General features: G+C 28.9%; 12 protein-coding genes. 4 read left to right on the top strand and 8 right to left on the bottom strand.

What is annotated here, in order from left to right; all coding sequences use genetic code 11:
- Positions 1-89 precede the first annotated feature (89 nt).
- From DB723_RS03025 to DB723_RS03015, 3 genes are read right to left on the bottom strand one after another with little or no spacing between them, the layout of a single operon-like run.
- On the bottom strand, positions 90-2,066 hold the full coding sequence (locus tag DB723_RS03025) for an ATP-dependent helicase (protein ID WP_188093262.1): 1,977 nt from the start codon (positions 2,064-2,066) through the stop codon (positions 90-92).
- A gap of 2 nt (positions 2,067-2,068) precedes the next feature.
- Positions 2,069-2,560: a chemoreceptor glutamine deamidase CheD gene (gene cheD / locus DB723_RS03020; RefSeq protein ID WP_151552450.1), complete on the bottom strand. Its 492-nt coding sequence runs from the start codon at positions 2,558-2,560 to the stop codon at positions 2,069-2,071.
- Positions 2,561-2,564: 4 nt separating this feature from the next.
- Positions 2,565-3,776, bottom strand: coding sequence for a D-alanyl-D-alanine carboxypeptidase family protein (locus DB723_RS03015; protein WP_151552448.1), 1,212 nt, complete (start codon positions 3,774-3,776; stop codon positions 2,565-2,567).
- A gap of 71 nt (positions 3,777-3,847) precedes the next feature.
- Between DB723_RS03015 and DB723_RS03010 the strand changes: the two genes are divergently transcribed.
- Together DB723_RS03010 and DB723_RS03005 are read left to right on the top strand one after the other, a co-directional pair.
- Positions 3,848-5,350, top strand: coding sequence for a lactate permease LctP family transporter (locus tag DB723_RS03010; RefSeq protein ID WP_151552446.1), 1,503 nt, complete (start codon positions 3,848-3,850; stop codon positions 5,348-5,350).
- 269 nt (positions 5,351-5,619) lie between these two features.
- On the top strand, positions 5,620-7,485 hold the full coding sequence (locus tag DB723_RS03005) for an integrin-binding adhesin P66 family protein (RefSeq protein WP_151552444.1): 1,866 nt from the start codon (positions 5,620-5,622) through the stop codon (positions 7,483-7,485).
- A 70-nt stretch (positions 7,486-7,555) separates the two neighbouring features.
- Here the strand turns inward: DB723_RS03005 and DB723_RS03000 are convergent, their stop codons facing one another.
- The 4 genes from DB723_RS03000 to DB723_RS02985 are packed head-to-tail and all read right to left on the bottom strand — an operon-like array spanning position 7,556 to position 12,590.
- Complete coding sequence (locus tag DB723_RS03000) at positions 7,556-8,308, bottom strand: J domain-containing protein (RefSeq protein WP_151552442.1); 753 nt, start codon at positions 8,306-8,308, stop codon at positions 7,556-7,558.
- A 26-nt stretch (positions 8,309-8,334) separates the two neighbouring features.
- On the bottom strand, positions 8,335-9,588 hold the full coding sequence (glyA, locus tag DB723_RS02995) for a serine hydroxymethyltransferase (RefSeq protein WP_151552440.1): 1,254 nt from the start codon (positions 9,586-9,588) through the stop codon (positions 8,335-8,337).
- Entirely contained in the window at positions 9,588-11,144 is a 1,557-nt protein-coding gene (locus tag DB723_RS02990; protein ID WP_151552438.1) for a DNA-binding protein, read from the bottom strand. The genes glyA and DB723_RS02990 overlap by 1 nt, the downstream gene beginning before the upstream one ends.
- Positions 11,145-11,147: 3 nt before the next feature.
- Positions 11,148-12,590 (bottom strand): cysteine--tRNA ligase, encoded by a 1,443-nt coding sequence (locus tag DB723_RS02985; protein WP_151552436.1) that lies wholly within the window; start codon positions 12,588-12,590, stop codon positions 11,148-11,150.
- Positions 12,591-12,641: 51 nt separating this feature from the next.
- Between DB723_RS02985 and murB the strand changes: the two genes are divergently transcribed.
- Complete coding sequence (gene murB / locus DB723_RS02980; RefSeq protein WP_151552435.1) at positions 12,642-13,547, top strand: UDP-N-acetylmuramate dehydrogenase; 906 nt, start codon at positions 12,642-12,644, stop codon at positions 13,545-13,547.
- Positions 13,548-13,558: 11 nt separating this feature from the next.
- Here the strand turns inward: murB and DB723_RS02975 are convergent, their stop codons facing one another.
- Entirely contained in the window at positions 13,559-15,766 is a 2,208-nt protein-coding gene (locus tag DB723_RS02975; RefSeq protein WP_151552433.1) for a methyl-accepting chemotaxis protein, read from the bottom strand.
- A 270-nt stretch (positions 15,767-16,036) separates the two neighbouring features.
- On the opposite strand from DB723_RS02975, the gene DB723_RS02970 reads away from it, so the two are divergent.
- Positions 16,037-18,184, top strand: a complete 2,148-nt coding sequence (locus tag DB723_RS02970) for a methyl-accepting chemotaxis protein (protein WP_151552431.1) — start codon at positions 16,037-16,039, stop codon at positions 18,182-18,184.
- Positions 18,185-18,191 lie beyond the last annotated feature (7 nt).

Genomic DNA, 18,191 nt, shown 5'->3' with positions numbered 1-18,191 from the left:
ATTATATTAAACCCATAAATTCGTTTAAATTTGATTATAACTAATCATATAATATACTAAATCAATCTAAAATTCATTCCAAATATTTATCAAGCTTTATTTTCAACAAAATCTGCATAATAATTAAAATTTAAAAATTCTTGAGGAATTTCTGAAATAAACCTTGAAGGCAATTGCTCAAAAATTTGCCTATCTTTTTTACGCTTATTGGCCATAGTAATAATCAGAGAATCTTTTGCGCGAGTTAATGCAACATAAAAAACTCTTCTCTCCTCTTCTAAGCCAACTTTACTCTCTTCAATAATTCTGTGATGAGGAATAATATTGTCTTCAACAGCAATAAAAAATACATAGTCAAATTCTAAACCTTTAGCAGAATGAACTGTCATTAAATTAATATTAATATTTTCAGATTCCTCATTCACTTCGTTAGATTGAATAACTATATAGTTTAAAAAACTGCTTAAATCCCTTAATTCACCAAATTGTTTGGATTCCCAATTTTTAATTATGCTTAAAAACCCTTCTATATTTTGATACTTATATTCAGCCACTTTGATTGAATTGGGACTTTCACTAACTAAAAATCCCCAATATTCAACACTTTCTATCATTTCTTTGATTATATTAGAATACGTGTTTTTTTTTACACTAAATTTATATTGATACTCTTCAATAAAAGATACAAAATCTTCTATGCTTTCAATTACCTGCTTATTTAAAGCCTTATCACAACTAGAAATGTTTGTAAAAGAAAAAGCAATATCACAAAGAGCATCATAAATACAACAACCCTTCTTGTCTGCTATATCTCTAATCTTTTTCAAATATTCCTTGCCAATTCCCCTTCTTGGAACATTAATTATTCTAAGAAGATCATAATCACTTTTAGGATTTATTATTACATTTAAATAAGAAATAATGTCTTTTATTTCTTTTCTTTGGAAAAAAGATGTTCCCCCCGAAACTTTGTATTTTATACTTCGCCTTCTAAAAATCATCTCAACGTTTTTAAAAAGAGCATTGGTTCTCATGAGAACTCCTACATTTTTAGATTGAAAGCCCTCTAACTTTGAAAGCTCTATGATTTGACTTGCAACAAACTCAGATTCTTGAATTTCATCCTCAAATATAAAAACATCTATAACTTTACTACACGTCTTTGAAGACCACAAAGTCTTTTCTTTTCTATTTTTATTATTCAAAATCACAGAATTGGCAACATCTAAAATATTTTTTGTAGAACGATAATTTTGTTCAAGTTTTATTTCTTTAACATTATAATCCTTTTCAAATTGCAATATGTTGTTATAACTAGCTCCACGCCAAGAATATATAGATTGATCATCATCGCCTACACAACACAAATTACTATGATTTATCAAAAGGCGAATAAAATTATATTGAATCAAAGAAGTATCTTGAAACTCGTCAATTAAAACATACTTATATCTTTTAGAATATTTATTTCTAATATCAGAATTATTACTTAACAATTCTTTTGGCTTTAAAATCAAATCATCAAAATCAAAAGAGTTATAAAGCCTTAATCGCTCTTCATAAAGTCTAAAAATATTTACATCCTCTTCCTTTAAATCATTGAGAGTGAGAATGCCATTTTTTAAAAGTGAAATAACATTACTAAGCGAATTTAAAGAAACTTTTTTATTTAAAAGGCCTTCATCTAGTAAAATCTCTTTAAGAAGAGAAATTCTATCACTATCATCATAAATGCTAAAGTTTTTTCTATACCCTAATAATTTATAATTTTCTTTTAAAAAAAAAAGGCCAAAAGCATGAAAAGTTGAAACCATAAGATTGCTAAGGGGACTTTTCAAAATTTTCCTAATTCTATCTTTCATTTCATTAGCAGCCTTATTGGTAAAAGTTAAGGCTAAAATTTCCCCTTGAGGAACACCTTTTAAAAGTAAATATGCTATTCTATGAGTAACAACTCTTGTTTTTCCACTGCCAGCACCAGCAATAATTAAAAGAGCGCCTTCAATAGTGGTAACTGCTTCATATTGAAATTGGTTGAGAGAATTTTTTAAAAAAACATCAAGCAATATTAAAAAACCCTTGTTCCATCTGGATATTCCACAATAACTTTAAAGTTTTCGGGAAATGCAAAAATCTTTCGTGACTTAGATTGATCAAAATCTTTAGCTAAAATTGGAATACGAAACTTATTTAATGTATTCACGGCAAACTCTGAATTTTCAAGCCCCACCTTAACAGATCCTTTTGCCATAAAATTAGTTCCTCCAAAAAGCTTGGCCTTAAGATTACTTTTATTAGCTCCATTTTCTAACATTGTATTTATTAACATGGGAATAGCATAAACCCCATACCTTCCACTTTGATCAGGAGATATATCAAGATCTGACTTAACTAGAACATAATGATTCATTCCAATTAAATTACTTGATTCATCGTAAAGCACAACAGCAACACAAGAACCAAGAATTGTAGAAATAACTCTTTTATTTGAAACAAAAGCTTCGCCTGGAACTATTATTGTAACATCGCGTTTTAATTTAAAATTAAAATGATTTAACATAGAATTAATACTCTCTTGAAAAAAAATTTATCAAACTCTTATAAAGGCCTTGCCAAAAACTCAATTTATTTACCTTATTACTAAATAAAGCAACATCCCCCACTTTCTCATTTTCTAAAAATATCATAGCCCTCCCAACAGGCATATTCCCACCAAGGGGAGCAACCAACTTATCAACAGTGTAATTTACATTAATTTTATCAAATTCATCTTTAGTAAAAACATAATAAAAAGGCTCTTTAGAGAAAAGAGCAACTGTATCTACTGTACCATTATAGACTTTTTCTTCTAATTTTACTATTAAAGGAAATTTAGAATATTCATTAAATCCATACTCTAATAAATTTTTTGCAATCAAAGCTCTCATTTTCTCTCCAGACCCATTAATTCCTTTTTTAACCCCTAATACAACTGCTATTAACCTTCTTCCACCCTTTTTAGCAGTAGCAACAAGATTTAATCCCGATTCCTTAATATATCCGGTTTTAAGACCATCTGAATACGGATAATCATGTATTAATAAATTAGCATTTCTTTGCTTTAAGTTTAAAAATTTTGACGACAAAGTAGCTCCTAAATTTTTACTCTTTGGATAAACAAAATACTTTAAAGAATGAATATCAAGCATAAATTTAAACTTTTCTAAATAAGATTTTACAAAAAAAGCCATATCTAGTGCTGTAATTTTATTTTCACTACTATAGCCAGAAGGTTCAACAAAATGCATATTAAAAAGCCCTAAATTTAATACATTAATATTCATCAAATTAACAAAGGTATTTAAATTGCCTACTACAAACTCAGCAATTGCAATAGAAGCATCATTGCCCGACGAAACTGAAAGTCCTTTTAAAATCTCTTCAAAATTAACAATTTGACCTTTTTCTAAAAACATTAAAGAAGAATTTAAAGGCGCATTATAATATGAAGCGGAATCGCTAATTGGAACTATGCTTTTTAATCTTATATTCCGCTTTTCAGCTTCAATTAAAGCTGTGTAAATTGTAACAATCTTTGTAAGCGATGCTGGAGGAAAAACCAAATTGGGCTTTTTAGAATAAAGTATTCGCCTAGTATCAAAATCCATTAAAACTATTGATTTTGCATGCTGCGACAATTCATTAATCTCAGCTAAATTAACTGCAAAAAGATCATTACAAAGCAGAAAAAAAAATAAAGTTAATAACAATTTTTCAATAACACAGATACTATTCATGTTGTAATATTAGAATTATATATTATTTATTGATTGTTAATTACAATGCAATTAAAAAGGAGCCATTTTTTATGAATTCTTACGATTTTATAACAGCTTTGGTGCCAATAATACTAATAATTATTGGACTTGGCATAATAAAAAAGCCTGCTTACTATGTCATACCCATATCATTAATAACCACTGTTGCTATAGTTATTTTTTATAAAAACTTAGGAATAGAAAACACAAGTCTTGCAATACTTGAAGGCACCTTAATGGGAATATGGCCAATAGTAACCGTAATTATTGCTGCCATATTTACATACAAAATGTCAGAAGATCAAAAAGACATAGAAACTATTAAAAATATATTATCAAACGTATCTTCTGATAAAAGAATTATAGTCTTACTAGTAGCATGGGGATTTGGAAATTTTTTAGAAGGAGTTGCCGGGTACGGAACTGCTGTTGCGATTCCCGTGTCAATACTAATAGCAATGGGATTTGAACCATTTTTTGCCTGCTTAATCTGTTTAATAATGAACACCTCATCAACTGCTTATGGATCTGTAGGAATTCCCATAATATCTTTAGCTCAAGCAACTAACTTGGATGTTAACATCGTTTCATCTGATATTGCATTACAACTAATACTCCCAACCTTAATAATACCTTTTGTACTGGTAATTCTTACAGGAGGAGGCATTAAAGGATTAAAAGGGGTATTTCTTCTTACCTTACTCTCAGGAATGTCAATGACAATATCTCAAGTATTCATATCAAAAACTTTGGGGCCAGAACTTCCTGCAATCATTGGAAGCATCCTTTCTATGGCAATAACAATAACTTACGCAAAGTTTTTTGAAAATAAAGACACACATGAGCACCAAAGCAAAAATGTAATACCTTTGTCAAAAGGAATTATTGCTTGTTCACCCTACATTTTAATAGTAGTATTTATAGTACTTGTATCTCCTCTTTTTAGCAAAATTCACGAATACCTAAAAACTTTTCAAAGCACTGTTAGCATTTATCCAGAAGCAAATCCTCTACACTTTAAATGGCTTATTTCCCCGGGCTTCTTGATTATACTTGCAACAATAATATCCTATTCAATACGGGGAGTACCAATATTAAAACAACTCAAAATATTTACACTAACCTTGAAAAAAATGGCATTATCTTCATTGATAATCATATGCATTGTTGCAATATCAAGATTAATGACACACAGTGGAATGATAAGAGATCTTGCTGATGGAATCTCAATAGTAACGGGTAAATTTGGCCCATTATTTAGCCCACTAATTGGAGCTATTGGGACATTTTTAACAGGAAGTGATACAGTTTCAAATGTTCTTTTCGGACCTTTGCAAACACAAATGGCAGAAAACATTGGAACAAATCCTTACTGGCTTGCAGCAGCAAACACAACAGGAGCAACTGGAGGTAAAATGATTTCTCCCCAAAACATCACAATAGCAGCAACAACTGCTGGATTAATTGGGCAAGAAGGTAAACTTTTATCAAAAACAATGCCTTATGCTTTATGCTACATTTTAGCAACGGGATTGCTAGTTTATTTAGTATAAATTAATCCTTTAAAATAAATAAGATTAATTTTAGTATAAATTAATCTTATTTATAAATTTGAATAATTTAAAAATCACAAAATACTAATATGGCCTTGAAATTTTACCTAATATTTTAATATTATATACATGTTATATACATGTTATATATATGTTAATATATTATATATAATATATAATAGCATATGCATAATATATTTATTAATACGTTTAATTAATAACTAGAACTAATAATAAAAAGTTTATAGTTACAACAGGAAGGTATAATTATGAAAAACCACATTTTATATAAATTAATTATATTTTTAACAACATCTGTGGCAATATTTGCAGCAGACGAATTAAAGGAAAAAGATGTATTTAAAATAAACCCGTGGATGCCCACATTTGGATTTGAAAACACAAGTGAATTCAGATTAGACATGGATGAGCTTGTTCCTGGATTTGAAAACAAGAGTAAAATTACTATTAAACTTAAACCATTTGAAGCTAATCCCGAATTAGGCAAAGATGATCCATTCTCAGCTTTTATTAAGGTGGAAGATCTTGCATTCAAAGCAGAAGGTAAAAAAGGCGATCCGTTCAAAATTGACGTGGGAGATATAACAGCCCAAATTAACATATATGATTTTTTTATTAAAATTAGTACGATGACGGATTTTGACTTTAATAAAGAATCTTTATTTAGTTTTGCCCCTATGACTGGATTTAAAAGCACTTACTACGGATTCCCAAGCAATGACAGAATAGTAAGAGGAACAATTCTTGCAAGAGGCACCTCTAAAAACATAGGAACAATTCAATTAGGATACAAGCTCCCACAACTTGATCTTGCATTTGCAATAGGGGGAACAGGCACAGGTAACAGAAATCAAGAGAATGACAAAGACACTCCATACAATAAAACCTATCAAGGAATCCTTTATGGAATTCAAGCAACATGGAAACCAATAAAAAATCTACTTGATACAAACGCAGACTCTGAATCTGTAATTGCAGAAACACCTTTTGAATTAAATTTTGGCTTGTCAGGAGCTTATGGAAATGAAACATTTAATAATTCATCAATAACATACTCTTTAAAAGATAAATCTGTAGTTGGAAACGACTTATTTAGCCCAACTTTATCAAATTCTGCAATTTTAGCATCTTTTGGAGCTCAATATAAACTTGGATTAACAAAAATTAACAATAAAAATACCTATCTTGTTTTACAAATGGGGACTGATTTTGGAATAGATCCTTTTGCAAGTGACTTTTCTGTATTTGGACACATTTCAAAAGCAGCAAATTCCAAAAAAGAAACACCTTCAGATCCTAGCAAAAAAGCTGAAGATATATTTGATCCAAAGGGGAATGCTCTTAATTTCAGCAAAAATAAAGAACTAGGAATTGCATTTTCAACAGGAGCAAGCATAGGCCTTGCTTGGAATAAAGATACTGGTGAAAAAGAATCTTGGAAGGTTAAGGGATCTGATTCTTACAGTACAAGACTATTTGGAGAACAAGACAAAAAATCTGGGGTTGCATTAGGAATAAGCTATGGACAAAATATTTACAGATCCAAAGATACAGAAAAAAGATTAAAAACCATATCCGAAAATGCATTTCAAAGCTTAAATGTTGAAATCTCAAGCTATGAAGACAATAAAAAGGGGCTTATGAATGGACTAGGATGGATATCATCTATTGGTCTTTACGATATTTTAAGACAACAATCCATAGAAAACTACCTTGCAGCAATCTCAAGTGCTAATGAAAAAAATCAAGCCGAACAAAGCCCATCAACAAGTAAAAAAGCTACAACTCCACCTAATTTAACATTTGAAGACGCAATGAAACTCGGTGTAGCTTTATATCTTGATTATGCAATTCCAATAACATCTATTTCAACAGAAGCATATGTAGTACCTTATATTGGAGCATACCTTTTAGGGCCTACTAACAAAATTTCAAGCAATGCTACAAAAATTTACTTAAAAACAGGACTTAGCCTTGAAAAACTAATAAGATTTACAACAATTTCTCTTGGATGGGATTCAAATAATATTATAGAACTTGCTAATAAAAACCCAAATAATGCCGCTATTGGAAGTGCTTTCTTGCAATTCAAAATAGCATACAGCGGAAGCTAACAGCAAAGAAGGGCTAAAAGCCCTTCTTTTTTTTACTTTTGAAACAAGTCAATCAATAATAAACAATTAATTACCTTATATTTCTTTCTTTGCAAATCTTTTCATAAGCATCTTGAATTTTAATGAATTTATCATTTGCATCTTTTTGTCTTACAGGATCGTTTGCAAATTTATCAGGATGGTACTTTATAACAAGACTTTTATAGGCCTTTTTAATCTCATCATCACTAGCAGTATAACTTAACCCCAAAACGCTGTAGGGATTTACAATTTTAATATTAATATCTTTATAAGCTTCATAACTATCGGATTCAAGCTCCAAAAAAACACCAATATAAGAAATAAATTTTTCGGCTTCTAAGTTTTTATACCTAGAAAGTCTGTTAATTTCTTTAAGAGAAGCAAAAAGCCACACAAAAAGATCTTTGTGTTGAAAATAACCAAGCTTAAGAGTATACAAAATTTTATCCGCATTGTTATTCTTAGTAATAGCAGAATGAAAAATAGTATACAATTCTGATTTACCACGTTCAGACAAATTCAAAGAATTAATAATAAAATTGACATAACTTAGCTGTTCTCCCGTTACAGTTCCCAAAATAGACAGTAATTTAGCCATTAATAAAAAAGAAAGTTTGTAAAATTCAAACTCTCTAGACCTAGAATATGAATAATCTCTTGTAAAATATATTCTAAAAACACCCAAAAAACTAAATAATATCAAAACAAAAGGAAATAATATAAAAAGCATTCCTATTAAAACGGGATTAAAAATAAAAATAAGGAATAGTCCCCAAAAAAACATTCTAATTAAGCTTGGCATTTATTGATCATAACCCCCAAACATAATTAAGGCATATCAAAATCTCTAATAAATTTTACAACTTCCTTTTTTATTTGTTTTAATTCAATATCAGACTTTGCTTTTAAAGCTCTAACAACAAATTTAGCAACATTTAGGGAATCGGCTTCATTTAGACCCCTAGAAGTAATAGCAGCACCCCCAATTCTAACGCCAGAAGCCAAAGAAGGACTTTTTTTATCAAAAGGAATAGCATTTTTATTTAAAGTAATATTCACCCCCTCAAGCAATTTCTCAGCATCAGCACCTGTAATATCTAAACTGCTCAGATCAACCAAAAATAAATGATTATCTGTGCCGCCACTAACAATCCGAAATCCTTCCGATTTAAAATATTCAGCCATAACTTTGGTGTTTTTTATTACGTTAGCAATATATTCTTTAAAATTTTCTTGAAGAGCTTCTCTGAATGCAATAGCCTTGCCCGCAATAACATGAACTAAAGGCCCCCCTTGGGTTCCGGGGAAAACTGTAGAATTTACAGCGCTAAACAAAGCTTTCTCTTTTCCATTAAAGTTTACCAATTCGTCAAAATCTTTTCCAGAAAGTATTATTCCGCCTCTTGGCCCTCTTAAAGTTTTATGCGTAGTACTTGTTGTAAGATGCGCCACATCAATCGAAGAATTATGAAATCCCGCAGCAATAAGGCCTGCAATATGCGCAATATCACACAAAAGATAAGCAGAAACGTCATCTGCTATTTCCCTAAATTTTTTAAAATCAATTTCTCTTGAATAAGAAGAAGCCCCAGCTATTATCAAATTTGGCCTACAATCTCTAGCTATTTTAAGAACCTCATCGTAATCAATCAGCTCAGAATCCCGAGAAACACCATAAAAATAAGTGTTAAAAAATATGCCAGAAAAATTTACCCTACTGCCATGAGTTAAATGTCCCCCATGAGACAATTGCATGCCAAGAATCTTGTCGCCCGGACTAATAAGAGCCATTATAGCAGCCATATTGGCCTGAGATCCGCTATGGGGCTGAACATTAACATACTTTGCACCAAAAAGCTCTTTTGCTCTTGAAATTGCTAAAGTTTCAATCTCATCAATAAAAGCACAACCACCATAATATCGATTCAAAGGATATCCTTCAGCATACTTATTAGTTAAAACACTCCCAACAGCCTGTCTTATCTCTAAAGATGTAAAATTTTCAGATGCAATAAGCTCAATATGTTCTTTTTCTCTTAGTTTCTCTTTCTCAATTAAATTAAATATTTGATCATCTCTCATTAAAAATTATCCTCCAAAACAAATCTATACATTAAAGAATACGATTCGTTTGTCAAACTTTTATACTTTAAAAACTTAGAATCTGAATAACCACCAAAAAATTCATTTTTATCATAGTCCTCTTTGCACCCATATTGAATATAGTTTTCAGACATATTTAAAAAATACTTAGAGTTATCCTTAAATAATACTGCATTTATTATATCAAAATATATAAAACCAACCTCAGGCAAAAAAAATTCAAACCAAAAATGCTCATTCAACTTAAAAGAATTCGAGTCATAGTAAAGCCCAACTATATTTTTAAGCGGAATTTCATACTTTAAAAATAATAAATTCGTAAGAACTATTAAATTGTTAGATGAAATTTTTCTTTCTTTTATAGAATCCTTTAAACTTAAATTATTCTCAACAATTTGAAAATTTAAAGTCAAAACATCAATAATTGCCTTAGCCAACTTATAAGCTGAATTACTCCCCGCAGTCATAGATGAAATCAGAGAATCTAAAGACATTAAATCAATAGAGCTGTAAGATAAATAATCTTTTCTTTTATCTTGAACATAAGTTTTGTACTCTTGACTATTAATATCCTTATTAACCTGAATGCTTTCTAAATATTTGGTATCCAAAAACTCTAAATTAAGTTTATAAGCTTTTACCCTAGTCTCAAAAATAAATTTATTTGTTTTTAAATTTACAAAAAATAAATTAGCAATATTAAAATCAAGATATCCATTACTACGCCCTGTAATTTTTTGACGCTCATTATCAATTGGTTTCAAATAGAAAACATTAAAATTAATATCCTTGGGAATTGAATCAAAATTGCCATTCATATCTTGAGTAAAATAAATTTGCTCAGTTATTGTAAACTCTTTTGAATCACTTAAAGTCCACTTAAAAAAATCATCTTTAACAGAAAACGGAACTTTATTGCTTTCAAGATTGTCTAATAAAACATAAAGTTTCCCACCAGAATTCAAAGTTTTAGGAGTAATAAATTCCACTCTATTCTCAGAAACATCTAAAATATTTTGGGGTAAAATTGTATAAAGCTTGTCCTTAGTTTCAAGAAAAATTTTAATAGTGCTAGAACGTGAAAACAAATTAATCCCCTGCAATAAAGTTAAAGAATTTGAATTTAAAATTATTTTATCCTCTGAAAAAATAAAAGGTATATTATCTCTATTAAGCTTAACAGGAACTTGCCTACTAATAACAAGAAAAAGTTCGTTACTAGTACCCCTTTCACTTTTTACAAAAATAAGCCCAGAATTTACCTCATCTGTAATTTTAAAAACTATTTCAGTATTACTCCAACTAATAATACTACTTTTAACCAAATAATTATTGTTAATATTAATCTCTCCTGTGGTATGGCCTAAGTTATTTCCTTTAATAACAATAACATCCTTGTGCGAAGTGGGAATTGGGGATATATCATAAATAATTGGCCTTGAATAAAATAAAAATCCAGAAAAAACAAATAAAAACAAAAAAATAATAAAAATTAAGCTTAAGTAAAAATATTTGTTTTTTAAAAAAATAGCCAAATACTAGCCTCTTTTAACCTTAGTCCCTTCCTTAGTATCAATCAAAACAAAACCCTTTTTAGCAAAAAAGTCTCTAATCTCATCAGCACGCTTAAAATTTTTTTCACATTTGGCTATTCTTCTCTCTTCAATTAAAGTTTTCATATTCTCATCAACAGCTACATCATGATTTTCTAAATTTTTTAAAATTTCTTTTCTCAAATTAAGCGACATGATCTCATCAAAAACAAAAGCTAATCTAAGCTTTGAAACAGGACCTAGATTTTCAGATTTAATTATCTCCCAAAGCAAAGCTAATCCCTGAGAAGCATTTAAATCAAAAGAAATTTTTTCTACAAAAGAGTCATAATATTCTTTTTCTACACTAAAGCTAAAATTTTTTAAATCCTTACTAAGCACACTTACGTCAACCGGATCCAAAGATGAATAAAAATAACTTAACCTGTTTATCATATTTACCCTAGCAATCTTACTTGCTTTAAGATTATTAAATGAAAATTTTAATTGATTTCTGTAGTGCGATGTTAAACACAAATATCTAAAGTCAAGAGAAGAAAAATTTTGATCTTCCAAGTCTTTAATTGTAATAAAATTCCCACTTGACTTTGACATCTTGTCATAATCCATAATCAAAAATTCTCCATGGACAAAAACATCACACCATTTCTTATTCAAAAAACACTCTGCTATTGCTATTTCATTTATGTGATGAACCCCAATATGATCAACTCCTCCTAAATGAATATCAAGTGTATCTTTGAAATACTCCAAATTCATAGCAGCACACTCCAAATGCCAACTCGGATAACCAAACCCCCAAGGAGAATCCCATTTCATCTCCTGATCTTTAAATTTAGAATTAGTAAACCACAAAACAAAATCAGTTTTATTCCTTTTAAATTTATCAATATCAACCCTTGGTAAAGTCATATCTTTATCAATCAAATCAATACCGGCCATCTCACCATAACTTTTAAAACAAGAAGTATCAAAATATACATTGCCGTTAGAAAAATAGGTGAATTTTTTTTCTTCAAGAATTTTAATAACTTCTATCATTACAGGAATATGCTTGCTTGCAACAAGAACTTTATCTGGATATACAACGTTTAATTTTCTACAATCCTTAAAAAAAGCTTCCGTAAAAAATTCACTAATCTCGTAAACTGTAAGACCCTTCTCTCTTGCAGTCTTAGCAACTTTATCTTCTCCATCATCAAGATCGCCTGTTAAATGCCCAATATCTGTAATATTCATTGCATAATCAACTTTATATCCTAGAAATCTTAAAGTTTTAATTAATAAGTCTCCAAAAATATAAGTTCTAAAATTTCCAATGTGAGCATAATTATAAACAGTAGGCCCACAAGCATACGCTTTAACACCGTCAAAATTTGTTAATTCTGAAAAATTCTTTGTTCTAGTATTATATAACTTTAAAATCATACATTTATCAAAATTGAAAAAATAAAAAATCTAATCTATTATTAAGTAAGTATGCTTAAAAGCCTAAATAATTTTCTTAAAAAAATCAATATTGCTCCTCAAACAAAAAATCTAAATGAATATACAACATATAAGATTGGAAACATTTCGAAATTATTTTTCATTCCTGAAAATATTCAAGAAGCTGAAAATCTTTTTAAAGCGGCAATAGAAGAAAAAATTAAACTATTTATTCTTGGGGGAGGATCTAATATTTTAGTCAATGACGAGAAAGAAATTGATTTCCCGATAATATACACCGGGCATCTAAATAAAATAAAAATTCACGACAATAAAATTACAGCAGAATGTGGTGCAAATTTTGAAAATTTATGTAAAATTGCACTTGATAACGGCTTAAGTGGCCTAGAATTTATCTACGGGCTGCCCGGAACACTGGGAGGTGCAGTGTGGATGAATGCTAGATGCTTTGGAAATGAAATCTCTGAAATACTAAAAAAAATTACATTTATAAACGACAAAGGAAAAATTATTTGCAAAGAATTTAAAAAAGAAGACTTTAAATATAAAATATCACCTTTTCAAAATAAAAACTTTTTCATATTAAAAATTGAATTGAATTTAAAAAAAGAAAATAAGAAAATTATTGAAGAAGAAATGAGCAAAAACAAACAAGCAAGAATAAACAAAGGTCACTACTTATTCCCAAGCAGTGGAAGCACCTTTAAAAACAATAAAACATTTCTGAAACCTAGCGGACAAATAATTGAAGAATGTAAACTTAAAGGACTAAGCATTGGGGGCGCTGCAGTATCTGAATATCATGGAAACTTTATTATTAACATTAACAACGCCACTTCCAATGACGTAAAAAGTTTAATTGAAAAAGTAAAAACCGAAGTTTACTTGAAAACTGGACTTTTACTCGAAGAAGAAGTTCTTTACATAGGATTTTAAAATCAAGAAAGCTAAAAAAGAATATCTTTAATCTCATCATTAATCTTTTGAATCAATTCTTTTATTTTAAATATCTTATCCTTAGAAGATTTCACTAAAGATGAATATTCTTGAAGAGAATTTAATGCATCTAAATTCATCTTAGAAACTTTAAATTCTTTTAAATCTTGACTAAAGTTGTTAAACTTGCCACTAATAAAAAAATGGTTATTAAAGATTTCCTTATACATATTCTTAGCATCTCTAATCTTAGTATCGTAAGACAAATACCTGTCCTTAAACTCTCCAATTTCTTTAAAATGCTTAGCAAGAGTAAGATCTACTTTCTCATGTCTTGAAAAATTGCTGTCTACATTATCCTGAATATCTATAAAATTTTTATAAATTGTATCAATCTCTGAATTAATCGCTGCAATAATGCCATCAACCGTTTTTAGCTCATCTTTAATGGTTTTAGAATATTTTCCAGAATTAATAGCAAGCTTTCTAATCTCCTCAGCAACAACTGCAAAACTTTTACCTGCATCACCTGCTTTTGCCGCCTCAATTGCTGCATTCATAGCAAGCATATTGGTCTGAGCTGAAATTGAAACTAAAAGCTTATTTGCACTTTGTAAGCTGTTAGTTTGAGACAAAAGATCTGCAAAATTTTTATTTACATTTTCAAAAACAATATTTAAATCAAAAACTTTACTTTTAATATTTTCAATATCAGAAGAATTTATAGTAGCAACTTTATTAAAAATTTCTAAATTTTTATCTATGCTATAAAAAAAACTAACGTTCTCTTCAAAATTTGAGGAAATCTCTAATATATACTTATTTAGATCATTAATCGGATCAGTAACAGATTCAAAGCCTTTTAAAATATCAACGATTGACTTTTCAAATCTAGAAAAAGTATCTTTTAGTTGTTCATAAGCTAAAACACTAGAATCTATGCTCTCGGTATTTAATACTGTAGTCTCTATTTGCTCTAAATAATTATTTAAATCTTTAGAATAAAATTTTATATTTTCAAAAGATTTATTGCTCTTAGCCGATAGATTATCCAGCTTTGAACTAATATAAGAAACAATAGTTGAAGAATACTTAACCTCTAAAGTAGGCTCAAGACTAAAAGGGTCACTTTTTGATTTTTGATAATCGACAATTCTGTTAAAATCATTAATTAATGAAAAAACAAAAGTGTTACATAAATAAAGCACAATAACAAAAGATGATAATAAAAATATAAAAAATACAATCCAATTTGACTTAAACACAATGGGAATGGAATTAACATTAAAAATCAATCCTTGAATCAAAAAATCATCTGTTTTTACAAAGTTTAAAGAATAAAAATCGCTTGCATAATTAAAGGTGCGACGAGTGACAGAAGAATCTTTTTTAGTATAAGATATAACTTTGCTCAAAACATTATCACTATAAGCTGCAGAAAAAGACTTAGAATTAAGATTATTAAAGTTTAAAAAAATGGGCATATAATTTCTGTCAAGCATAAAAAAATTATAATCTTTGCTGCTTAATTTAAGAGAAGAAAACAACTGATTTTCAATAATATCTAATGGCTCATCAAAGCATACTAAAATTCCTATCACCCCCAAAGTTGCAACAGAATCCCTAACAGGAAAACTTACTACAGAATAAATTTTCCCATCTATTCTCATGTACCTTGAATAATATTTAGAATTTTTCTCTACAGGCACAGAATAAATAGGATCTAACCTAATATCTTTTAAGCCTAAAGATGAAAAATTTGAATTTGATATTAAAACATTCTTCCCTATAGGAATAAAAAATATACCTTCGAGTGAATTTTCTGCAACAGGAATAGTTTTAAAGATTTTATCTATAGAGCTAAATTCTCTTGATCTTAAAAACAAATCGCTATTTTCATCTAAACTGTCTCCAAATTTTAAACTTGAAGACAAAAGAAAACTCTTTGAAGAATTCACCAATATCCCAAACCTATAGCTATCTTTTACAAGCTCCTCAAGAAACCTAGAAGATTCTAAATACTTAGCCTTAATAACAGCAGAAACACTATTTAAAAACAACTTGGCATCAAGGTCAAAGCGATCTAAATATTCATTTTTATGGTTAATATAAGCATAGCCTATGAATAAAAAATTGAACAAAATAAATACAAATAAAACTAAATAAAGAAATCGTTTAGTATTTTTCAAATTAACATCAATTAAATTCTCATCGGTCATAAAAGCTCTCCAAACATAACATTAACATGATCAAAACCTTAAAACAAAACTTTCACCTTCCAAAAATCAAATATAAATAATTACTAATAACAATTGGCAAATAAGATCTTTCTTTCTAAATATTAAAAAAGATTAAATCCCTCAAATATTTGCAAATAATTATTTTATTATTTAGCTACATGCATATATAATTATATAATAAAACATATAGAATACTAAAAATTTAATATTTTAAAATTTTATGAAAAATCAAAATTTTGAGGGGACTTAGTGAAAAAAAAGAAACTTAACTCCAGCCTTTTTTATAAATTCAACTTTATAATTCTGGCATACACAATAATCATTATTGCAACAACCTTTTTACTACTAGACCAGGGTTATAAAAAAATCATAACAAAAGAACTTCAAGACTTTACAAAATTCATCAACCAAGCAATGATTAAAAGTTTTTCTGATGAATCTAGAGAAATAATAAAAGCTTTAAGCATATTAACGGCTAGATATGATTACCAGTCTGCAATTCTAAATAACAAAAGCGAAGAACACTTAGTATCTGACAAAATTTTAATTACACTCCCCTCCTTTATTAAAATAATAGAGTACACAAACAAAGATGGATACATAATCGCATCAAGCGAAAAAAAAAGAACCGGCCAATATATAAGCTTAAAAGAATTGCTATTAGGCAAAGCTTTAACTACATTTCAAATTTCAATTCTTCACAACAGTTTAGCAAAAATAAATAACAATTTTTATATTCCAATAGCATATAAAATAACAGATTCAAAAAAATCTAATGTTGGGTATATTATTTTATATGCTGACATTTCAGAAAAAATTGCTGAGCTAAAAGAATATCTTTTACTTCTTTTAGAAAACTCGTTGCTAGAACAAAATGCAAGCAGTCAAAACTCATCAAAATACTTTAATGTATACATAATAAACAGCAGTGGTGATGCATTTGGAGGAAAAGATGAAATTCTAAAGAACATAAAGCACATATTTGGCTTTAACCCAAAAACATTAACGCAAATATTAAACGCACTGTCTCAAGGAAAAGCAAATTACAATACAAGCAATTCAAATGAAATAATCTCCTTAGCAAGGATCACAACATCCCATTGGTACTTGGGAATAAAAATAGATTATAATAATATATTTTCAAAAGAATTTAAAAATATGAGATTAGTTTCACTCTCGATTATATTTATTTTGGTAATAATTTTTATATTAATAATGATATCAACCATAAAAACTTTAATAATATCAAAAATAGACAAACTCAATGTTGTCATTCCAAAAGTTAAAAACGGCGACCTAACATTTAAAGTTGAATCAAAAGGCAAAGATTCAATAAGCTCTACCATAAATCTTTTTGGTCATTTTATTGAAAATCTAAAAAATGTAATTAATTCACTACAAGAACGAGTAAAGCTATTAAAAGAAAATGGAGATCATTTATTTAGTGAAATAAATAAAACACACAATACTATAAAAAATTCAAATCAATACATAGAAAAAACCCAAGAAGAAGTAGAAAAACAGGTAGAATTCATTTCTAATACAACAAATGTAATTGAAAGTCTTTCAAAAAATATTTCATCTCTTGACAACTCAATTGAAACTCAAGCTGCAAGTGTTGAACAATCCTCATCAGCTATCGAAGAAATGATAGGGGGAATACAATCAATAACAGAAATAACTCAAAAAGCTGCAAAAAGCACCGAAGAATTAAAAAGATTCTCTGATGATGGGCGAAAAAAACAAGAAGAAGTTATTACTCAAATCAAAGAAATTTTCAAAAACTCAACAAGATTACAAGAAGCAAACTCTTTAATTTCATCTATAGCTAGCCAAACTAACCTGCTCTCAATGAACGCTGCAATTGAAGCATCTCATGCTGGTGAAGCCGGAAAAGGATTTGCCATTGTTGCAGAAGAAATAAAAGACCTCGCAGAACAAGTAACATCACAATCAGAATCTGTTGCCTCATCAATTAACGAAATAATGGATTCAATAACCAAAACTGTGAACACTTCTGAATTAACAAATAAGGCCTTCAACCAGATATTTGACTCAATCAATCTGGTTGTTCAAGTAATAGAAGAAATAAATCACACAATGCAAGAGCAATCAATAGGTAGCCAAGAAATTTTAAAAGCTTTAAATACAATGCGGGAAATAACATATGAAGTAAAAATTGGCTCAAATGATATGTTTAGGGGAAACAAAGAAATCATTAGCACTGTTAAGCTCTTAGGAGAAATTAATATTACAGTCTCAAATTCAATGAAAGGCTTAAAAGAAGAAATTAATAAACTAGTAGAAGCAATTGAGCGCATTAAGGTTTTAGGAACTACAAACTCAAGCCATATTTCTGGAATTAGCGAAAGTATAAATCAATTTAAAACAAAATAAAATAGGC

This window comes from Borrelia maritima, from assembly GCF_008931845.1.
GTDB lineage: Bacteria > Spirochaetota > Spirochaetia > Borreliales > Borreliaceae > Borreliella > Borreliella maritima.
Note: the sequence above shows the minus strand (reverse complement) of the source record. Positions and strands in the feature narration are given on the sequence as shown.